At 55.0% G+C, this 16865-nt stretch carries 10 protein-coding genes; all 10 read left to right on the top strand.

What is annotated here, in order from left to right; genetic code table 11:
• The first annotated feature begins 154 nt into the window (after positions 1–154).
• The 10 genes from ACA108_16420 (at position 155) to der (ending at position 16865) form a co-directional block, all read left to right on the top strand.
• Positions 155–5122, top strand: coding sequence for an alpha-2-macroglobulin (locus ACA108_16420; protein XEX94939.1), 4968 nt, complete (start codon positions 155–157; stop codon positions 5120–5122).
• Between the two features lie 12 nt (positions 5123–5134).
• The gene (gene pbpC / locus ACA108_16415) at positions 5135–7456 is read left to right on the top strand and encodes a peptidoglycan glycosyltransferase PbpC (protein ID XEX94938.1); all 2322 of its coding nucleotides are present in this window, start codon (positions 5135–5137) and stop codon (positions 7454–7456) included.
• A 165-nt stretch (positions 7457–7621) separates the two neighbouring features.
• A complete protein-coding gene (gene ndk / locus ACA108_16410) occupies positions 7622–8053 on the top strand; it encodes a nucleoside-diphosphate kinase (GenBank protein XEX94937.1) in 432 nt (143 codons plus the stop codon).
• 175 nt (positions 8054–8228) lie between these two features.
• Complete coding sequence (locus tag ACA108_16405) at positions 8229–9395, top strand: bifunctional tRNA (adenosine(37)-C2)-methyltransferase TrmG/ribosomal RNA large subunit methyltransferase RlmN (protein XEX94936.1); 1167 nt, start codon at positions 8229–8231, stop codon at positions 9393–9395.
• 439 nt (positions 9396–9834) lie between these two features.
• A complete protein-coding gene (rodZ, locus tag ACA108_16400; protein XEX94935.1) occupies positions 9835–10836 on the top strand; it encodes a cytoskeleton protein RodZ in 1002 nt (333 codons plus the stop codon).
• A gap of 37 nt (positions 10837–10873) precedes the next feature.
• Positions 10874–11995: a flavodoxin-dependent (E)-4-hydroxy-3-methylbut-2-enyl-diphosphate synthase gene (ispG, locus tag ACA108_16395; protein XEX94934.1), complete on the top strand. Its 1122-nt coding sequence runs from the start codon at positions 10874–10876 to the stop codon at positions 11993–11995.
• Positions 11996–12111: 116 nt separating this feature from the next.
• Positions 12112–13386, top strand: a complete 1275-nt coding sequence (gene hisS / locus ACA108_16390) for a histidine--tRNA ligase (GenBank protein XEX94933.1) — start codon at positions 12112–12114, stop codon at positions 13384–13386.
• 35 nt (positions 13387–13421) lie between these two features.
• Complete coding sequence (locus tag ACA108_16385) at positions 13422–14042, top strand: YfgM family protein (protein ID XEX94932.1); 621 nt, start codon at positions 13422–13424, stop codon at positions 14040–14042.
• Positions 14043–14052: 10 nt separating this feature from the next.
• Positions 14053–15234, top strand: a complete 1182-nt coding sequence (gene bamB, locus ACA108_16380) for an outer membrane protein assembly factor BamB (protein ID XEX94931.1) — start codon at positions 14053–14055, stop codon at positions 15232–15234.
• A gap of 125 nt (positions 15235–15359) precedes the next feature.
• On the top strand, positions 15360–16865 hold the full coding sequence (gene der, locus ACA108_16375; protein XEX94930.1) for a ribosome biogenesis GTPase Der: 1506 nt from the start codon (positions 15360–15362) through the stop codon (positions 16863–16865).

Below are 16865 nucleotides of genomic sequence, written 5' to 3'. Positions count from 1 at the left end.
TCTGAAGTAAGTTTTCTGCCATTTGCATCCGTTACTTTTCTGTTTGCGAGACATCCCGCATTGGGCGGCTTTTATGCTTTCGCTTTTTCCTGCTTCGCGCATAATACTTTCCCTACGTTCTGGGATTGTAGGCCGCTATGGCCAGGGATACGAAATGAGAAACATGCGTTTAGTTGGCCTCGCGGCGGCTTTATTGGCGGCTTTAGCGCTGGGAGGATGTGATGATAAAAGCACTCCTGAGGCGACCACAGCACCTCCAGCTGCGACTGAAAAGCAAAGTGTAGCCCCTGCTAAGAAACCTGATGCCGCACAGCTTGAAAAGCTTTCTCAACTCTCTGCCGGTAAGCCGCTAAAGCTGCTGGATGCCTCGGAAGTTCAGCTTGACGGGGCAAGCGCCCTGGTGCTGAGTTTTTCCGTGCCACTCAATCCCGATCAGAATTTTTCTCGTGTAGTACACCTGGTGGACAAAACCAGCGGCAAAGTTGACGGCGCCTGGGAGCTTTCGGAGAATTTGAAAGAACTGCGTATGCGGCATCTCCAGCCGAAGCGTAATCTGATGCTGACCGTCGACAGCGGGCTGGCCGCACTGAATAAAAACACCTTTGATAGCAACGTTGAAAAGCAAATTTCCACGCGCGATATCCAGCCAAGCGTTGGCTTTGCCAGCCGTGGTTCGCTGTTGCCCACAAAAGTAATCGCCGGTCTGCCCGTCATGGCGCTGAACGTCGACAAGGTGGACGTGAATTTCTACCGTATTAAAAACGAATCGCTTACCTCGTTTGTCAGCCAGTGGGAATACCGCAACGCGATGTCCAACTGGGAGTCAGACAATCTGCTGAAACTTGCCGATCTGGTTTATAGCGGGCGATTCGACCTCAACCCCCAGCGAAACACTCGTGAAAAAATCATGTTGCCGCTCGGGGAAATTAAGCCGCTGCAGCAACCGGGTGTTTACCTGGCCGTCATGAATGAAGCGGGGCGCTACAGCTACAGCAACGCCGCTACGCTCTTCACTTTGAGTGACGTGGGGGTTTCTTTACATCGCTATCACGATCGTCTGGATGTCTTCACCCAAAGCCTGGAGAACGGTGGCGCGCAGTCAGCGGTGGATCTCACCCTTCTTAATGAAAAAGGTCAGACGGTTGCGCAGGCCAAAAGCGACGGTGACGGGCACGCTTTGCTTGAAAAAATAAACAAGGGCGTACTGTTGCTGGCCCGTAGCGGTGAACAGACCACGCTGCTGGATCTGAGCCGTCCGGCACTGGACCTGGCGGAGTTTGATATCGCCGGGGAAGAGGGCTACAGCAAACAATTCTTCATGTTTGGCCCACGCGATCTGTATCGCCCTGGCGAAACGGTAATTTTAAACGCGCTGCTGCGCGACGGTGACGGTAAGCCTTTGCCTGCCCAACCGGTAAAACTGGAGGTCGTAAAACCGGACGGGCAGGTAACAAGAACTCAGGTCTGGCAGCCAGAAAATGGCCTCTTTCAGTTCTCTTATCCGCTGGGCAGCGACGTTCAGACGGGCAACTGGCAGGTCAGGGTCAATACTGGCGACAACCAACCACGCAGTTGGGCATTTAAAGTTGAAGATTTTATGCCGGAGCGTATGGCGCTCAACATCACCAGCGGCCAGCAGCCGACGGCCCCTGACGAAGCCGTTGCCTTCCAGGTGAACGGCCGTTATCTCTACGGTGCGCCAGCCGCGGGCAACAGCCTGCAGGGACAGCTGTTCCTGCGTCCGCTGCGTGAAGCCGTTGCGGGACTGCCTGGCTTCCAGTTCGGTGATATCAACGAAGAGAATCTTTCCCGCAGCCTCGATGAGGTTCAGCTGCAGCTCGATGAGCAGGGGAATACCACGGTCAGTACGGAGAGCCAATGGGCCGATGTTCATTCGCCGCTGCGTCTGGTATTCCAGGCAAGCCTGCTGGAATCCGGTGGTCGTCCCGTCACTCGCCGCGCGGAGCAGGCAATCTGGCCGGCGGACGCACTGCCGGGCATTCGTCCTCAGTTTGCCAGCAAAGAGGTTTATGACTATCGCACTGACACCACCCGCACCCAACCAATTGTTGATGAAGACAGCAACGCTGGCTTTGATATCGTCTTTACCAATGCGAAAGGAGAGAAACTTGCAGCTTCAGGTCTTGATGTACGTTTGATCCGCGAGCGCCGCGACTATTTCTGGAACTGGGAAGATGGACAGGGCTGGCAGTCCCAGTACGATCAAAAAGATCTGGTTGAAGCCGAGCAAAAGGTCGATCTCGCCGCCGGGGAAACGGGCAGGGTCTCTTTCCCGGTCGAATGGGGATCGTATCGCCTTGAGGTACGTGCTCCTGACAGCGAGATAGTCAGCAGCGTGCGCTTCTGGGCTGGCTACAGCTGGCAGGATAACAGCGAAGGTACAGGCTCGGTTCGTCCTGACCGCGTGGTGCTGAAAATAGACAAGCCTGCCTACAAGCCGGGCGATACCATCAAGCTGCACATCGCAGCACCTGCTGCAGGCAAGGGCTATGCGATGGTTGAGTCCAGTGATGGCCCACTGTGGTGGAAAGAAATTGATGTCCCGGCAGAAGGCCTGGACATCTCGATCCCGGTCGATAAAAGCTGGCAGCGTCATGATTTATACCTGAGTACGCTGGTCGTTCGTCCCGGCGATAAAAACCGTGCCGCTACGCCGAAGCGCGCCGTAGGCATTCTGCATCTGCCGTTGGGTGATGAAGGCCGCCGCCTCGATATCGCCCTGAAGGGGCCGGCGAAGATGCGCCCGAACCAGACGCTGACGATGAAGGTGAAGGCAAACGTGAAAAACGGCGAGACGCCGAAGAAAATCAACGTGCTGCTTTCTGCTGTGGACAGCGGCGTGCTGAGTATTACCGATTATAAGACGCCCGATCCGTGGGAGGCATTCTTTGGCCGCAAACGTTACGGCGCCGATCTCTACGATATTTATGGTCAGGTAATTGAAGGTGAGGGCAAGCTGGCAACGCTTCGCTTTGGTGGTGACGGCGACGAAGGCGATGAGTTAAGCCGTGGTGGTAAGAAGCCGGTTAACCACGTCACAATTATTGTCCAGCAGGCGCAGCCGGTGATGCTGGATGATAAAGGTGAGGGAACGGTCACCCTACCGATTGGTGATTTCAACGGTGAACTGCGCGTGATGGCGCAGGCCTGGACGGACGATCGTTTTGGCAGCAGTGAAGACAAAGTGATCGTTGCCGCTCCGCTGGTGACAGAACTCGCCGCGCCGCGCTTTATGGCGGGTGGCGATAACAGCCGTCTGGCGCTGGATCTGACTAACCTGACGGATTTACCACAGCAGCTTACGGTGAATCTTAAAGCCAGCGGTTTACTCTCTCTTGATGCTTCATCTTCACTCCCTGTGAAGTTAGCGCCGGGGGCTCGTTCAACCCTCTTTATTCCAGTGCGTGCGCTGGAGGGCTATGGTGACGGGGAGCTAAGCGCGGAGATAACCGGTCTTAACCTGCCGGGTGAAACCATCGTGCCACAGGTGAAACAGTGGAAGCTGGGCGTCCGTCCGGCCTTCCCGGCCCAGACGGTAAACAGCGGGGCGGTTCTTGCACCGGGTGAGGTCTGGAATATTTCAGCTGGGCATCTTTCAGGCCTGGCTCCGAAAACGCTGGAAGGCCAGCTTCTGCTAAGCGGTCGTCCGCCTCTTAACCTGGCCCGCTATATTCGTGAGCTTAAAGCCTATCCCTATGGTTGCCTGGAGCAGACTACCAGCGGGCTGTTCCCGTCGCTTTATACCAATCGAGCCCAGCTTACCGCATTGGGTATTGAAGGCATCAACGACGAGCAGCGCCGTGGCGCTATCGACGTGGGGATCGGGCGCCTGCTGGACATGCAGCGAGACAACGGAGGCTTTGGCCTGTGGGACAAAGAAGGTCCGGAAGAGTACTGGCTGACCGCCTATGTCACCGACTTCCTTGTACGGGCAGGCGAGCAGGGTTACAGCGTTAACAGCGATGCGCTGAACAATGCCAACCAGCGGCTGCTGCGTTATCTTCAGGATCCGGGGCTGATTGCCCTACGTTACAGCGACGATACGGCAGCCAGTAAGTTTGCCGTGCAGGCCTATGCGGGTCTGGTGCTCGCTCGTCAGCAAAAAGCGCCGTTGGGGGCACTGCGTGAGCTGTGGCAGCATCATGAAACCGCAAAAGCAGGCCTGCCGCTGGTGCAGCTTGGCGTGGCGTTAAAACTGATGGGCGATGCACCGCGCAGCCAGCAGGCCCTGACGCTGGGGCTGCAAACCAAACGTGACGACCGGCGTATCTGGATGGCGGACTACGGTAGCGACCTTCGGGATAAAGCGATGATGCTAAGCCTGCTGGAAGAGAACAAGCTGATGCCGGAACAGCAAAACCAGCTGCTGCAGACGCTGTCGGATCTGGCCTACAGCCAGCGCTGGCTCTCCACTCAGGAAAGCAACTCGCTGTTCCTTGCCGGTCGTAACTGGCAAATGGCGAAAGGCGACTGGCAGGCTCAGACTTCATTCAGTAGCGATCCGCTAAAAGCGGAAAAAAGCATGACCCGTAATCTGGATGCGGATCGCCTTTCTGCCCTGCAGGTGACCAATACCGGCGCGGCAAATCTCTATCTGCGGCTTGATACAGTGGGTTATCCACAGAGCGCTCCGCAGCCTTACAGTAACGTCCTGCACGTTGAGCGTCATTTCCTGGACGCCAAAGGCAACGCTAAACCTGTTTCTGCGCTGAAGAGCGGTGAGCTGGTAATGGTCTGGCTGGACGTATGGGCTGATAAAAACGTGCCGGATGCGCTGGTCGTCGATCTGCTGCCTGCCGGTCTGGAGCTTGAGAACCAGAACCTTGCCAACAGCAGCGCCAGCCTGGGCGAAAGCAGCAACGAGGTGCAGGGGCTGCTGAACCAGATGCAGCAGGCGGATATCCAGCACATGGAGTTCCGTGACGATCGCTTTGTTGCCGCACTCCCGTTGAATGAAGGTCAGCATGCCACCCTGGTCTATCTGGCCCGCGCCGTTACGCCGGGTAGCTATACCATTCCTGTGCCGCAGGTGGAATCCATGTATATACCGCAGTGGCGGGCAACGGGTGTCGGCGCTGGTGTTTTGACGGTTCTGCCGTAATCCGGTGTTGAGGTGATTAAATTAGCCCGCTGGCGCCGCCGCTATCTTTTTACCGTGGTGCCGGTGTTACTGATGCTAAGCGTGTGGCTGGCGGATAAATGCTGGCCACTTCCTCTCGCGGAAGTACACCCCGCTCGCGTTGTTGTTGCTGTGGACGGTACTCCCTTATGGCGCTTTGCCGATGAAAAAGGTATCTGGCGCTATCCGGTAACGCTTAGTGACGTTTCGCCTCGCTATCTTGAAGCGCTCATTAACTATGAGGATCGCTTCTTCTGGGATCATCCGGGGATCAACCCTTTCGCAATCCTTCGTGCGGCCTGGCAGGATCTTCGCAGTGGGGAAGTGATCTCGGGCGGGAGCACCCTGACCATGCAGGTAGCACGGCTGCTCGATCCGCATCCACGGACTTTCGGCGGCAAGATCCGTCAGGTCTGGCGGGCAATACAGCTGGAGTGGCACCTTTCTAAAGAGCAGATCCTGACGCTTTATCTTAATCGTGCGCCCTTTGGCGGCACGTTGCAGGGCGTTGGCGCGGCAAGCTGGGCATATCTGGGTAAATCGCCTGCTCAGCTAAGTTATTCAGATGCCGCACTGCTGGCTGTGTTACCGCAGGCCCCCAGCCGCCTGCGTCCGGACCGCTGGCCGCAAAGGGCCGAAGCCGCGCGTAACAAAGTCTTGCGCCGCATGGCAGTGCAGGGCGTCTGGACAGCAAAGCAGGTCAACGAGTCGCTGGAAGAACCCGTCTGGTTAGCCCCGAGGCAGATGCCTCAGCTGGCACCTCTGTTTTCCCGCTACATCGCCAGCCATACTCATGCTCGCAAAGTTGCCACTACGCTGGATGCTTCCTTACAGAGGCAGCTTGAAGAAGTAGCGATGAACTGGAAGGGGCAGTTGCCGCCCCGTTCATCGCTGGCGCTGCTGGTGGTTGATCATACGACCATGGAAGTGCGAGGCTGGGTCGGATCAGCAGATATCAACGATGACAGCCGCTTCGGGCACGTTGATATGGTTACGGCTGTCCGCTCCCCAGGCTCGGTACTGAAGCCCTTCGTCTACGGCATGGCGCTGGACGACGGGCTCATCCATGCGTCATCCCTGTTACAGGATGTTCCCCGACGATTCGGTGATTATCGGCCCGGAAACTTTGATACTGGCTTTCACGGGCCGGTCAGCATGAGTGAAGCGCTGGTTCGCTCTCTTAATCTGCCGGCGGTGCAGGTGCTGGATGCTTTTGGTCCAAAACGCTTTGCCGCGAAATTACGCAACGTCGGGCTGGATCTGCGCTTTCCGGCAGGGAGTGAACCTAATTTATCTCTGATATTAGGCGGCGGCGGGGCGCGTCTTGACCAGATGGTTGCCGCCTATAGCGCTTTTGCTCGCCACGGACGGGCTGCGCAGTTACGCATCCAGCCGGGCCAGCCGTTAGTTGAGCGCCCGCTGCTTTCTCCGGGAGCGGCCTGGATAATCCGTAGGATCCTGGCTGGTGAAGCTCTGCCGCAGCCAGACTCCACGTTACCTGCCGTAGTGCCGCTAGCCTTTAAAACCGGCACAAGCTATGGCTACCGGGATGCCTGGGCTATCGGGCTTAACTCCCGCTACATTATCGGCGTCTGGACTGGTCGGCCAGACAGTACGCCGGTCGCCGGGCAGTTTGGGTTGGGTAGCGCAGTCCCGCTGCTTAATCAGGTGAACAATTTACTGCAGGCAAAGTCAGGCTTTCAGCAGGCTCGCTTACCCACCGATCCGCGCCCCGCGTCAGTTTCACAAGGGGAGATATGCTGGCCCGGCGGACAAAATTTGCCAGCCGGGGACAGCAACTGTCGCCGCAGGCTTTCGGGATGGCTGCTGGATAAAAGCGAGCCGCCTACGCTGCAGGCACCCGGACAGGAAAGTATTCAGGGTACCCGGCAGACGGTCTGGCTGGATGGCCAGGGTCAGCGGGTGGCGGCAGACTGTCCTGATGCAACGGATCGTAACATTTCTCTTTGGCCGCTGCCGCTGGAGCCGTGGCTACCTTCAGCAGAGCGCAGGGCTGCGCGTTTGCCTTCTGCATCCACGACCTGTCCTCCTTTGCAGAAAGATGACGTTACGCCTTTGTTGTTGTTAGGCATACGCGAGGGCGCTATTTTAAAACGCTTACCCGGGCAGACGCAGCTTTCGCTGCGCATAATGAGTCAGGGAGGGCAGGGTGAACGCTGGTGGTTTTTAAACGGCGATGCCGTTGGGGATAACCATCCCGGCGTAGCGCTGACCCTGGAAAATCCTGGTCGCTATCAGATTCTGGTGCTCGACGAGGCGGGCCAGGTCGCCGCAGCGACCTTTACTTTGCAGTGAGAAACCCCTTTTTTTGCCCGTTCGGGTTAAAAGTGTTGCCGACATTAGTCTTATTTTAAAAAAATGTTATCTTCATCCATAGGCAACGCCCGTGATGCTCATTATAATCTGCGCCAATTCATAACCGGGTAACCCGGTGCAAACAGAACAAACACAGAGGTAATCATGGCTATTGAACGTACTTTTTCCATCATCAAACCAAACGCGGTGGCAAAAAACGTTATTGGTAACATTTATGCTCGCTTCGAAGCAGCTGGGTTCAAAATTGTTGGCGCTAAAATGCTGCATCTGACTTCCGAGCAGGCTCAGGGTTTCTATGCTGAACACGAAGGCAAACCTTTCTTTGATGGTCTGGTTGCTTTCATGACTTCTGGCCCAATCGTTGTTAGCGTGCTGGAAGGTGAAAACGCCGTTCAGCGTCACCGTGACATCCTGGGCGCCACCAACCCAGCTAACGCACTGGCTGGTACGCTGCGTGCAGATTACGCTGACAGCTTCACCGAGAACGGTACCCACGGTTCTGATTCCCTGGAATCAGCGGCTCGCGAAATCGCCTACTTCTTCTCAGAAGGCGAAGTGTGCTCCCGCACGCGTTAATTAGGTGTCCACTGTGAGCGGTCTTTACACTTTATTTAAGTGATGCCGCTTTCAGTCGTGGCATCCGTGCCATAGAATTTGTACAATGCTGCGCCCCGGATGAGCCAACTCTCCGGGGCGTCTCTTTTTAACCCTCCTGGGGCCGTAACGTGTAACAACGAGGCCGGAAAAAAATATGTCTGAACAAACTGTCACCTCCCAGATGCCTGTGGCCGTAGCGCCTGGTAAATCTGAAAAAATTAACCTGTTGGATCTCAACCGTCAGCAACTGCGGGAATTCTTTGCCGAGATGGGCGAAAAACCGTTCCGTGCCGATCAGGTTATGAAATGGATGTATCACTACTGCAGTGATGACTTCGATGAGATGACCGACATCAACAAGGTGCTACGTAACCGGCTGAAAGAGGTCGCTGAAATTCGCGCACCTGAAGTGGCCGAAGAGCAGCGCTCTGCCGATGGCACCATTAAATGGGCTATCAGGATTGCCGATCAGCTGGTTGAAACCGTGTATATCCCAGAAGAAGATCGCGCCACGCTGTGCGTCTCATCCCAGGTTGGCTGTGCGCTGGAGTGTAAGTTTTGTTCCACGGCGCAGCAGGGCTTTAACCGTAACCTGCGCGTATCTGAAATTATCGGCCAGGTGTGGCGTGCGGCGAAAATTATTGGTGCTCAGAAAAAGACCGGCGTGCGTCCTATCACTAACGTAGTGATGATGGGCATGGGCGAGCCGCTGCTAAACCTGAATAACGTTGTCCCGGCAATGGAAATCATGCTCGACGATTTCGGCTTTGGCCTGTCCAAACGTCGCGTAACGCTCTCTACCTCCGGTGTGGTTCCTGCGCTGGACAAACTGGGCGATATGATTGATGTGGCGCTGGCCATCTCCCTGCACGCGCCGACGGATGATATTCGCGACGAAATCATGCCGATCAACAAAAAGTACAACATCGAAACGTTCCTGGCCGCCGTACGTCGCTATCTGGAGAAATCCAACGCCAATCAGGGCCGTGTCACCGTTGAATACGTTTTGCTTGATCATGTCAACGACGGCACCGAGCACGCACATCAGCTTGCAGAATGCCTGAAAGATACGCCGTGCAAAATTAACCTGATCCCATGGAACCCGTTCCCGGGGGCACCGTATGGCCGCAGCTCTAACAGCCGTATCGACCGTTTCTCTAAAGTTCTGATGAGCTACGGCTTTACGACTATCGTGCGGAAAACCCGTGGTGATGACATTGATGCTGCCTGTGGCCAATTAGCGGGTGAAGTTATTGACCGCACCAAGCGTACCCTGCGCAAACGCATGCAGGGTGAACCAATTGATGTAAAAGCAGTCTGATAAGCAGTTACTTACGACCGGGTAGCGTAAATTTTGCGCTGCCCGGTGCAAAAAAAACGCCAAATTATAACCAATATTGGGTCAGGTGAATCGGTACCTGATTCAGGTCAATAATTACGGTGCGTTTCTTTGCGCTTTAAGGCAGTATGTAGCCGCACAACAACAGTTTAGCGCCAGGCGTTTGGGTAGGCAGTGTGAAACGTTACCGACAGCATTTGAAAATGCAGTCTATGGTTAACAGAAGCGGCAGCATGAATACTTGCAGCCTCGGGCAGTGCCTTAATACTCAATATTTATAGTGTCGGGCGTGATTGACTGAAGGTTTACCCCTTAGGTGCCAGATTAGTCTCGTGGTTCGGGTAACTGTAGCGTAGCGGATGTGTTGCAATACAGGCTCGTGCCTAATTCCTCAATTGAACCGTACCAGCAGTTGTAGCTAATGAATACTGAAGCCACTCAAGAAACAAATGCAGCACAAACCACAGGCGTTCGTTTACGTAATGCTCGTGAGCAACTCGGTCTCAGCCAGCAAGCGGTGGCTGAACGGTTATGTCTGAAGGTTTCTACCGTTCGGGATATTGAAGACGACAAAGCACCTGCGGAACTGGCGTCTACTTTCCTGCGCGGCTATATCCGTTCTTATGCCCGTCTGGTTCATATTCCAGAGGAAGAACTGTTGCCGATGATGGAGAAACAGGCGCCGATCAGGGCAGCAAAAGTCGCCCCAATGCAGACCTTTGCGCTGGGTAAGCGTCGCAAAAAACGTGACGGCTGGTTAATGAGTTTCACCTGGCTGGTGCTGTTCGTGGTCATTGGCCTGACGGGCGCATGGTGGTGGCAAAACCATAAAGCGCAGCAGGAAGAGATCTCAACTATGGCCGATCAGTCCTCTGCAGAGCTTTCTGCAGGGAACACGGCTACCGGGCAATCTGTACCGTTGAATACCGGCAGCGATAACACATCTGCCCCTGATACTTCAGCGGCGGAAACTGCGCCAGCCACAGCACCACAGGCTCAACCTGCGCCAGTTGACAGCACTGCCCAGACCGCGCCACAGCAGACGCCAGCGGATAACTCCACTGTTATTTCTCCAAGCCAGGCACAGGTCGACAATGCACAAACGTCCCCAGCGCCAGACGCGGCAACAACGTTGCCAACGGATCAGGCTGCCGCCACAACGCAACCTGCTGTGGATGCAAACGCTCTGGTGATGAACTTCAATGCGGACTGCTGGTTGGAAGTGACCGATGCAACGGGAAAAAAACTGTTCAGCGGCATGCAGCGTAAAGACGGCAACTTAAATTTAACGGGTCAGGCACCTTATAAGTTAAAAATCGGTGCGCCGGCAGCAGTACAGATTCAGTTCCAGGGGAAGCCTGTCGATCTGAGTCGCTTTATCAGAACTAACCAGGTTGCCCGTCTGACCGTCAGTGCGGAATAATCGCCATCGGCGAGACGTGTAATTGTGGAGACTTGTAATGCATAACGAAAACCCGATTCAGCGTAGAAAATCTACACGTATCTATGTCGGGAATGTGCCAATCGGCGATGGGGCCCCTATCGCCGTCCAGTCCATGACCAACACCCGTACTACGGATGTTGAAGCCACGGTCAATCAGATTAAAGCGTTAGAAAGGGTCGGGGCGGACATTGTGCGCGTTTCTGTTCCCACGATGGACGCGGCTGAAGCTTTCAAATTGATCAAGCAGCAGGTTAACGTCCCGCTGGTTGCAGATATCCACTTTGACTATCGCATTGCCCTTAAGGTTGCTGAATACGGCGTTGACTGCCTACGCATCAACCCGGGCAATATCGGTAGCGAAGAACGTATCCGCCAGGTTGTCGACTGCGCGCGGGATAAAAACATTCCGATTCGTATTGGGGTGAACGCCGGTTCTCTGGAGAAAGATCTTCAGGAGAAGTACGGTGAGCCCACGCCTCAGGCGCTGCTAGAGTCCGCTATGCGTCACGTCGATCATCTTGATCGCCTTAACTTCAATCAGTTCAAGGTCAGCGTAAAAGCATCCGACGTTTTTCTGGCGGTGGAGTCCTATCGCCTGTTGGCAAAACAGATCGATCAGCCGCTGCACTTAGGGATCACCGAGGCTGGTGGCTTCCGCAGCGGCTCCGTGAAATCCGCGATCGGCCTCGGGCTGCTGCTTTCGGAAGGAATCGGCGATACGCTGCGTGTCTCTCTGGCGGCGGATCCGGTTGAAGAGATCAAAGTCGGCTTCGATATCCTGAAATCACTGCGCATCCGCGCTCGTGGTATCAACTTTATCGCCTGTCCAACCTGTTCGCGTCAGGAATTTGACGTCATCAGCACCGTTAACGCCCTTGAAGAGCGCCTGGAAGATATCATCACCCCAATGGACGTCTCGATTATTGGTTGTGTGGTCAACGGGCCGGGTGAAGCGCTGGTTTCCACCCTCGGCGTCACTGGCGGCAACAAAAAAAGCGGCTTCTACGAAGATGGCGTGCGTCAGAAAGAGCGCATGGACAACGACAATATGATTGCCCAGCTTGAAGCGCGCATCCGTGCCAAGGCCAGCATGCTCGATGAGAAGCAGCGAATCAGCATCCAGCAACTGGAAAAATAACGCGAAACATGGGAAGCACAAGGCTTCCCGTGTATGATTGAACCCGCTGGTTTTTTTGCAGTAGCGAAGAAACTGATTTCGGGTTCATTTTTTGTATAAAACGACAGAGAACAAACGTGGCAAAAAATATTCAAGCCATTCGCGGCATGAACGATTACCTGCCGGGCGAAACCGCCATCTGGCAGCGCATTGAAGGCATCCTCAAACAGGTACTCGGTAGCTACGGCTATAGCGAAATCCGTTTACCGATTGTAGAGCAGACCCCGTTATTCAAACGCGCCATCGGTGAAGTCACCGACGTGGTTGAAAAAGAGATGTACACCTTTGAGGATCGCAACGGCGACAGCCTGACCCTGCGTCCTGAAGGCACCGCGGGCTGCGTGCGCGCCGGTATTGAACATGGTCTTCTGTACAATCAGGAACAGCGTTTGTGGTACATCGGGCCGATGTTCCGCCACGAGCGCCCGCAGAAAGGGCGCTATCGTCAGTTCAATCAGCTGGGTGTGGAAGTCTTTGGCCTGCAGGGGCCAGATATCGATGCCGAATTAATCATGCTGACCGCTCGCTGGTGGCGTGCGCTGGGTATTGATAAGCATGTTAGCCTGGAACTGAACTCTATCGGTTCGCTGGAAGCGCGCGCGAAATACCGTGAAGCGCTGGTTGCCTACCTGGAGCAGTTCAAAGATAAATTAGACGAAGACAGCCAGCGCCGCATGTATAGCAACCCGCTGCGCGTGCTGGATTCTAAAAACCCTGACGTTCAGGCGCTGTTAGACGATGCGCCTGCACTGGGGGACTACCTTGACGAGGAGTCCCGTGAGCATTTCGCCGGCCTTTGCCAGTACCTTGACGCAGCCGGAATTGCCTATACCGTGAACCAGCGCCTGGTACGTGGTCTCGACTATTACAACCGTACCGTGTTCGAATGGGTCACAACCAGCCTTGGCTCCCAGGGAACCGTGTGTGCTGGTGGCCGTTACGACGGTCTGGTTGAGCAGTTAGGTGGCCGTGCGGCACCTGCTGTTGGCTTCGCCATGGGGCTTGAGCGTCTTGTTTTACTGGTTCAGGCGATAAACCCTGAATTTAAAGCAGAACCTGTTGTCGACATATACCTGATATCGTCGGGTCAAGGGACTCAGGCAGCGGCCATGCTGTTAGCAGAGCAGCTGCGTGACCAGATCCCGACGCTGAAACTGATGACCAACTATGGCGGCGGCAACTTTAAGAAACAGTTCATTCGCGCAGACAAGTGGGGCGCACGCGCCGCGCTGGTTTTGGGTGAAGATGAAGTTGCTAAAGGTCTGGTCGTTGTGAAGGATCTGCGCACAGGTGAGCAGCAAACCGTGGAACAGCAAAACACGGTGGCGCATCTGCAGGCGCTACTGGGTTAATTTCCCCGGTGATTAATCGTTAAGGAGAAGGACGCGTGGAAATTTACGAGAACGAAAACGATCAGATGGAAGCGGTAAAACGCTTCTTTGCCGAAAACGGCAAAGCGCTGGTGGTTGGTGTCGTACTGGGGATTGGCGCGCTGGTTGGCTGGCGCTACTGGAACAGCCACCAGGTTGATTCCGCAATGGCATCCTCTATGGAATATCAAACCGTCACCAGCAATGTGCAAGCCGATCAACCGGCAACGCTCAGCGCTGCTGAAAAATTTGCTGCTGAAACGGACAACACCTACGGTGCGCTGACCTCGCTTGAGCTGGCAAAAACGTATGCCAATAAAAATGATCTTGCCAAAGCTGCGGCGCAGCTGCAGCAGAGTCTGAGCAAAACCAAAGATGCGAATCTTCAGGCGCTGATCAATCTGCGTCTGGCTCGTGTCCAGGTACAATTAAAACAAGCTGACGCCGCGCTGAAGACCCTGGATGGGATCAAAGGTGAAGGCTGGGTGGCCATCGTCGCGGATATGCGTGGTGAAGCTCTGCTCAGCAAAGGGGACAAGCAAGGTGCGCGCGATGCGTGGAGCAAAGGCGCCCAGTCCGATGCCTCTCCTGCACTGCGTGAAATGATGCAGATGAAAATCAATAATTTGTCCAGCTAAGAGGGACACGATGCAATTGCGTAAATTACTTGTGCCAGGTTTGATTTCTCTGACGCTGCTCAGCGGCTGTTCGTTGTTCAGCGGCGAAGAAGATGTTGTTAAAATGTCTCCGCTGCCAACGGTTGAAAATCAGTTCGAACCAGAAAAAGTGTGGAGCACGTCGGTGGGCAACGGGATAGGAGACTTCTATTCCAACCTGCACCCGGCGTGGCAGGACGGCAACGTCTATGCTGCGGACCGTCGCGGTACCGTGAAAGCGGTTAATGCTGATGACGGTAAAGAAGTCTGGTCAGTTGACCTGTCAGAAAAAACCGGTTTCTTCTCCAGCAATCGCCCGGCACTGCTTTCCGGTGGCGTAACGGTTGATGGTGCACATGTCTATATTGGTAGTGAAAAAGCGCAGGTTTATGCGCTCAACACCTCCGATGGCAGCATTGCATGGCAGAGCAAAGCGGCGGGTGAAGTGTTGTCTCGTCCGGTGGTCAGCGATGGTTTAGTGCTGATCCATACCAGCAACGGCCAGCTGCAGGCGATGAACGAAACGGATGGCGCGCTTGTCTGGACCGTCAACCTCGATATGCCGGCGTTGTCCCTACGGGGAGAATCTGCTCCATCCGTTGCCTTTGGCGCAGCGATTGTGGGCGGTGACAACGGACGCGTCAGCGCAGTGCTGATGAAACAGGGCCAGCTGATTTGGCAGCAGCGTATTTCCCAGGCCACAGGCGCGACCGAAATCGATCGCCTGAGCGATGTGGATACGACGCCAGTTATCGTCAACGGCGTGGTTTACGCGCTGGCTTATAACGGTAACCTGACCGCGCTGGATCTGCGCTCCGGGCAGATTATGTGGAAGCGTGAGCTGGGCTCGGTTAACGATTTCATCGTTGATGCCAACCGCATCTTCCTGGTGGATCAGAGCGACCGCGTAATTGCTCTCAACGCAGAAGGCGGCGTGACGCTGTGGACGCAGAGCGATCTGCTGCACCGCAACCTTACCGCCCCTGCACTGTACAACGGCTATCTGGTCGTAGGCGACAGCGAAGGCTACATGCACTGGATTAACACCGACGATGGCCGCTTTGTTGCTCAGCAAAAAATGGACGGCTCCGGCTTCCAGACCGAGCCGGTTGTCGCCAGTGACAAACTGCTGATTCAGGCGAAAGACGGTACGCTGTACTCGATCAAACGCTAAACTTGCCCTGAGTAAGTTGTGAGTTCGAAACGGTTCCCTAAGTCCGGGAGCCGTTTCCTGTTTTTAAGAAACGGCGTATTTACACGTCGTTTGATGATGAATTATTGAGTAATGAGGCTTTTATAATGGTACCTGTGGTTGCGCTTGTCGGGCGCCCTAATGTCGGAAAATCCACGTTGTTTAACCGCTTAACGCGTACCCGTGATGCGCTGGTCGCGGATTTCCCGGGGCTGACTCGCGACCGCAAGTATGGTCGTGCAGAAGTGGAAGGACGCGAATTTATTGCTATCGATACCGGCGGTATTGACGGCACGGAAGACGGCGTTGAAACGCATATGGCTACTCAGTCGCTGCTGGCGATTGAAGAAGCGGATGTGGTGCTGTTTATGGTGGACGCTCGTGCGGGCCTGATGCCTGCCGATGAAGCCATCGCTAAACACCTGCGCTCGCGTCAGAAGCCAACCTTCCTGGTGGCGAACAAAACTGATGGCATGGACCCGGATCAGGCCGTTATCGATTTCTACTCCCTGGGTCTTGGCGAAATCCATCCAATCGCTGCCTCCCATGGTCGTGGTGTCACCACGCTTCTCGAACACGTGCTGATGCCGTTCATCGATGAAGTTAACCCTCGCGAAGCGGAAGAAGAAATCGACGAAGATGCGGCCTACTGGGCGGCATTTAACGCGAAAAACGGCATTGTCACCGAAGATGACGAGGCCGAAGAGGAAGAAGAAGAGGAAGCTTTTAATCCTCAGGATCTGCCGATTAAGCTGGCTATTGTCGGGCGTCCTAACGTTGGTAAGTCAACGCTAACTAACCGTATCCTCGGTGAAGACCGCGTCGTGGTCTACGACATGCCTGGCACCACCCGCGACAGTATCTACATCCCGATGGAACGTGACGAACGTGAATACGTGCTGATCGATACTGCGGGCGTACGCAAGCGCGGAAAAATCACTGAAACCGTTGAGAAATTCTCCGTAATTAAAACGCTTCAGGCTATCGAAGACGCTAACGTCGTGCTGCTGGTCATTGACGCCCGCGAAGGCATCTCCGATCAGGATCTCTCACTGCTGGGCTTTATCCTCAATAGTGGGCGCTCACTGGTAATAGTAGTCAACAAGTGGGATGGCCTGAGCAACGAAGTTCGCGAACAGGTGAAAGAGACCCTGGATTACCGTCTGGGCTTCATCGACTTTGCCCGCGTACACTTCATCTCTGCACTGCACGGCAGCGGCGTTGGCAACCTGTTCGAATCCGTACGCGAAGCCTACGACAGCTCAACACGTCGTGTGAGCACCGCGCTGCTGACCCGTATCATGAACATGGCATCAGAAGATCACCAGCCACCGCTGGTTCGCGGTCGCCGCGTGAAGCTGAAGTATGCGCACGCTGGTGGTTACAACCCGCCAATCGTGGTAATTCACGGCAACCAGGTGAAAGACCTGCCGGACTCTTACAAGCGCTACCTGATGAATTACTTCCGTAAGTCGCTGGACGTCATGGGGACGCCAATCCGCATCCAGTTCAAGGAAGGGGATAACCCGTTTGCCAACAAGCGTAATACCCTGACGCCGAACCAGATGCGTAAGCGTAAGCGCCTGATCAAGCATATTAAAAAGAGCAAGTAA

The sequence above is a fragment of the Dryocola sp. LX212 genome (genome assembly GCA_041504365.1).
Classification (GTDB): domain Bacteria; phylum Pseudomonadota; class Gammaproteobacteria; order Enterobacterales; family Enterobacteriaceae; genus Dryocola.
The sequence above is the reverse complement of the archived record's forward strand: the minus strand, read 5'-3'. Positions and strand labels throughout refer to the sequence as shown.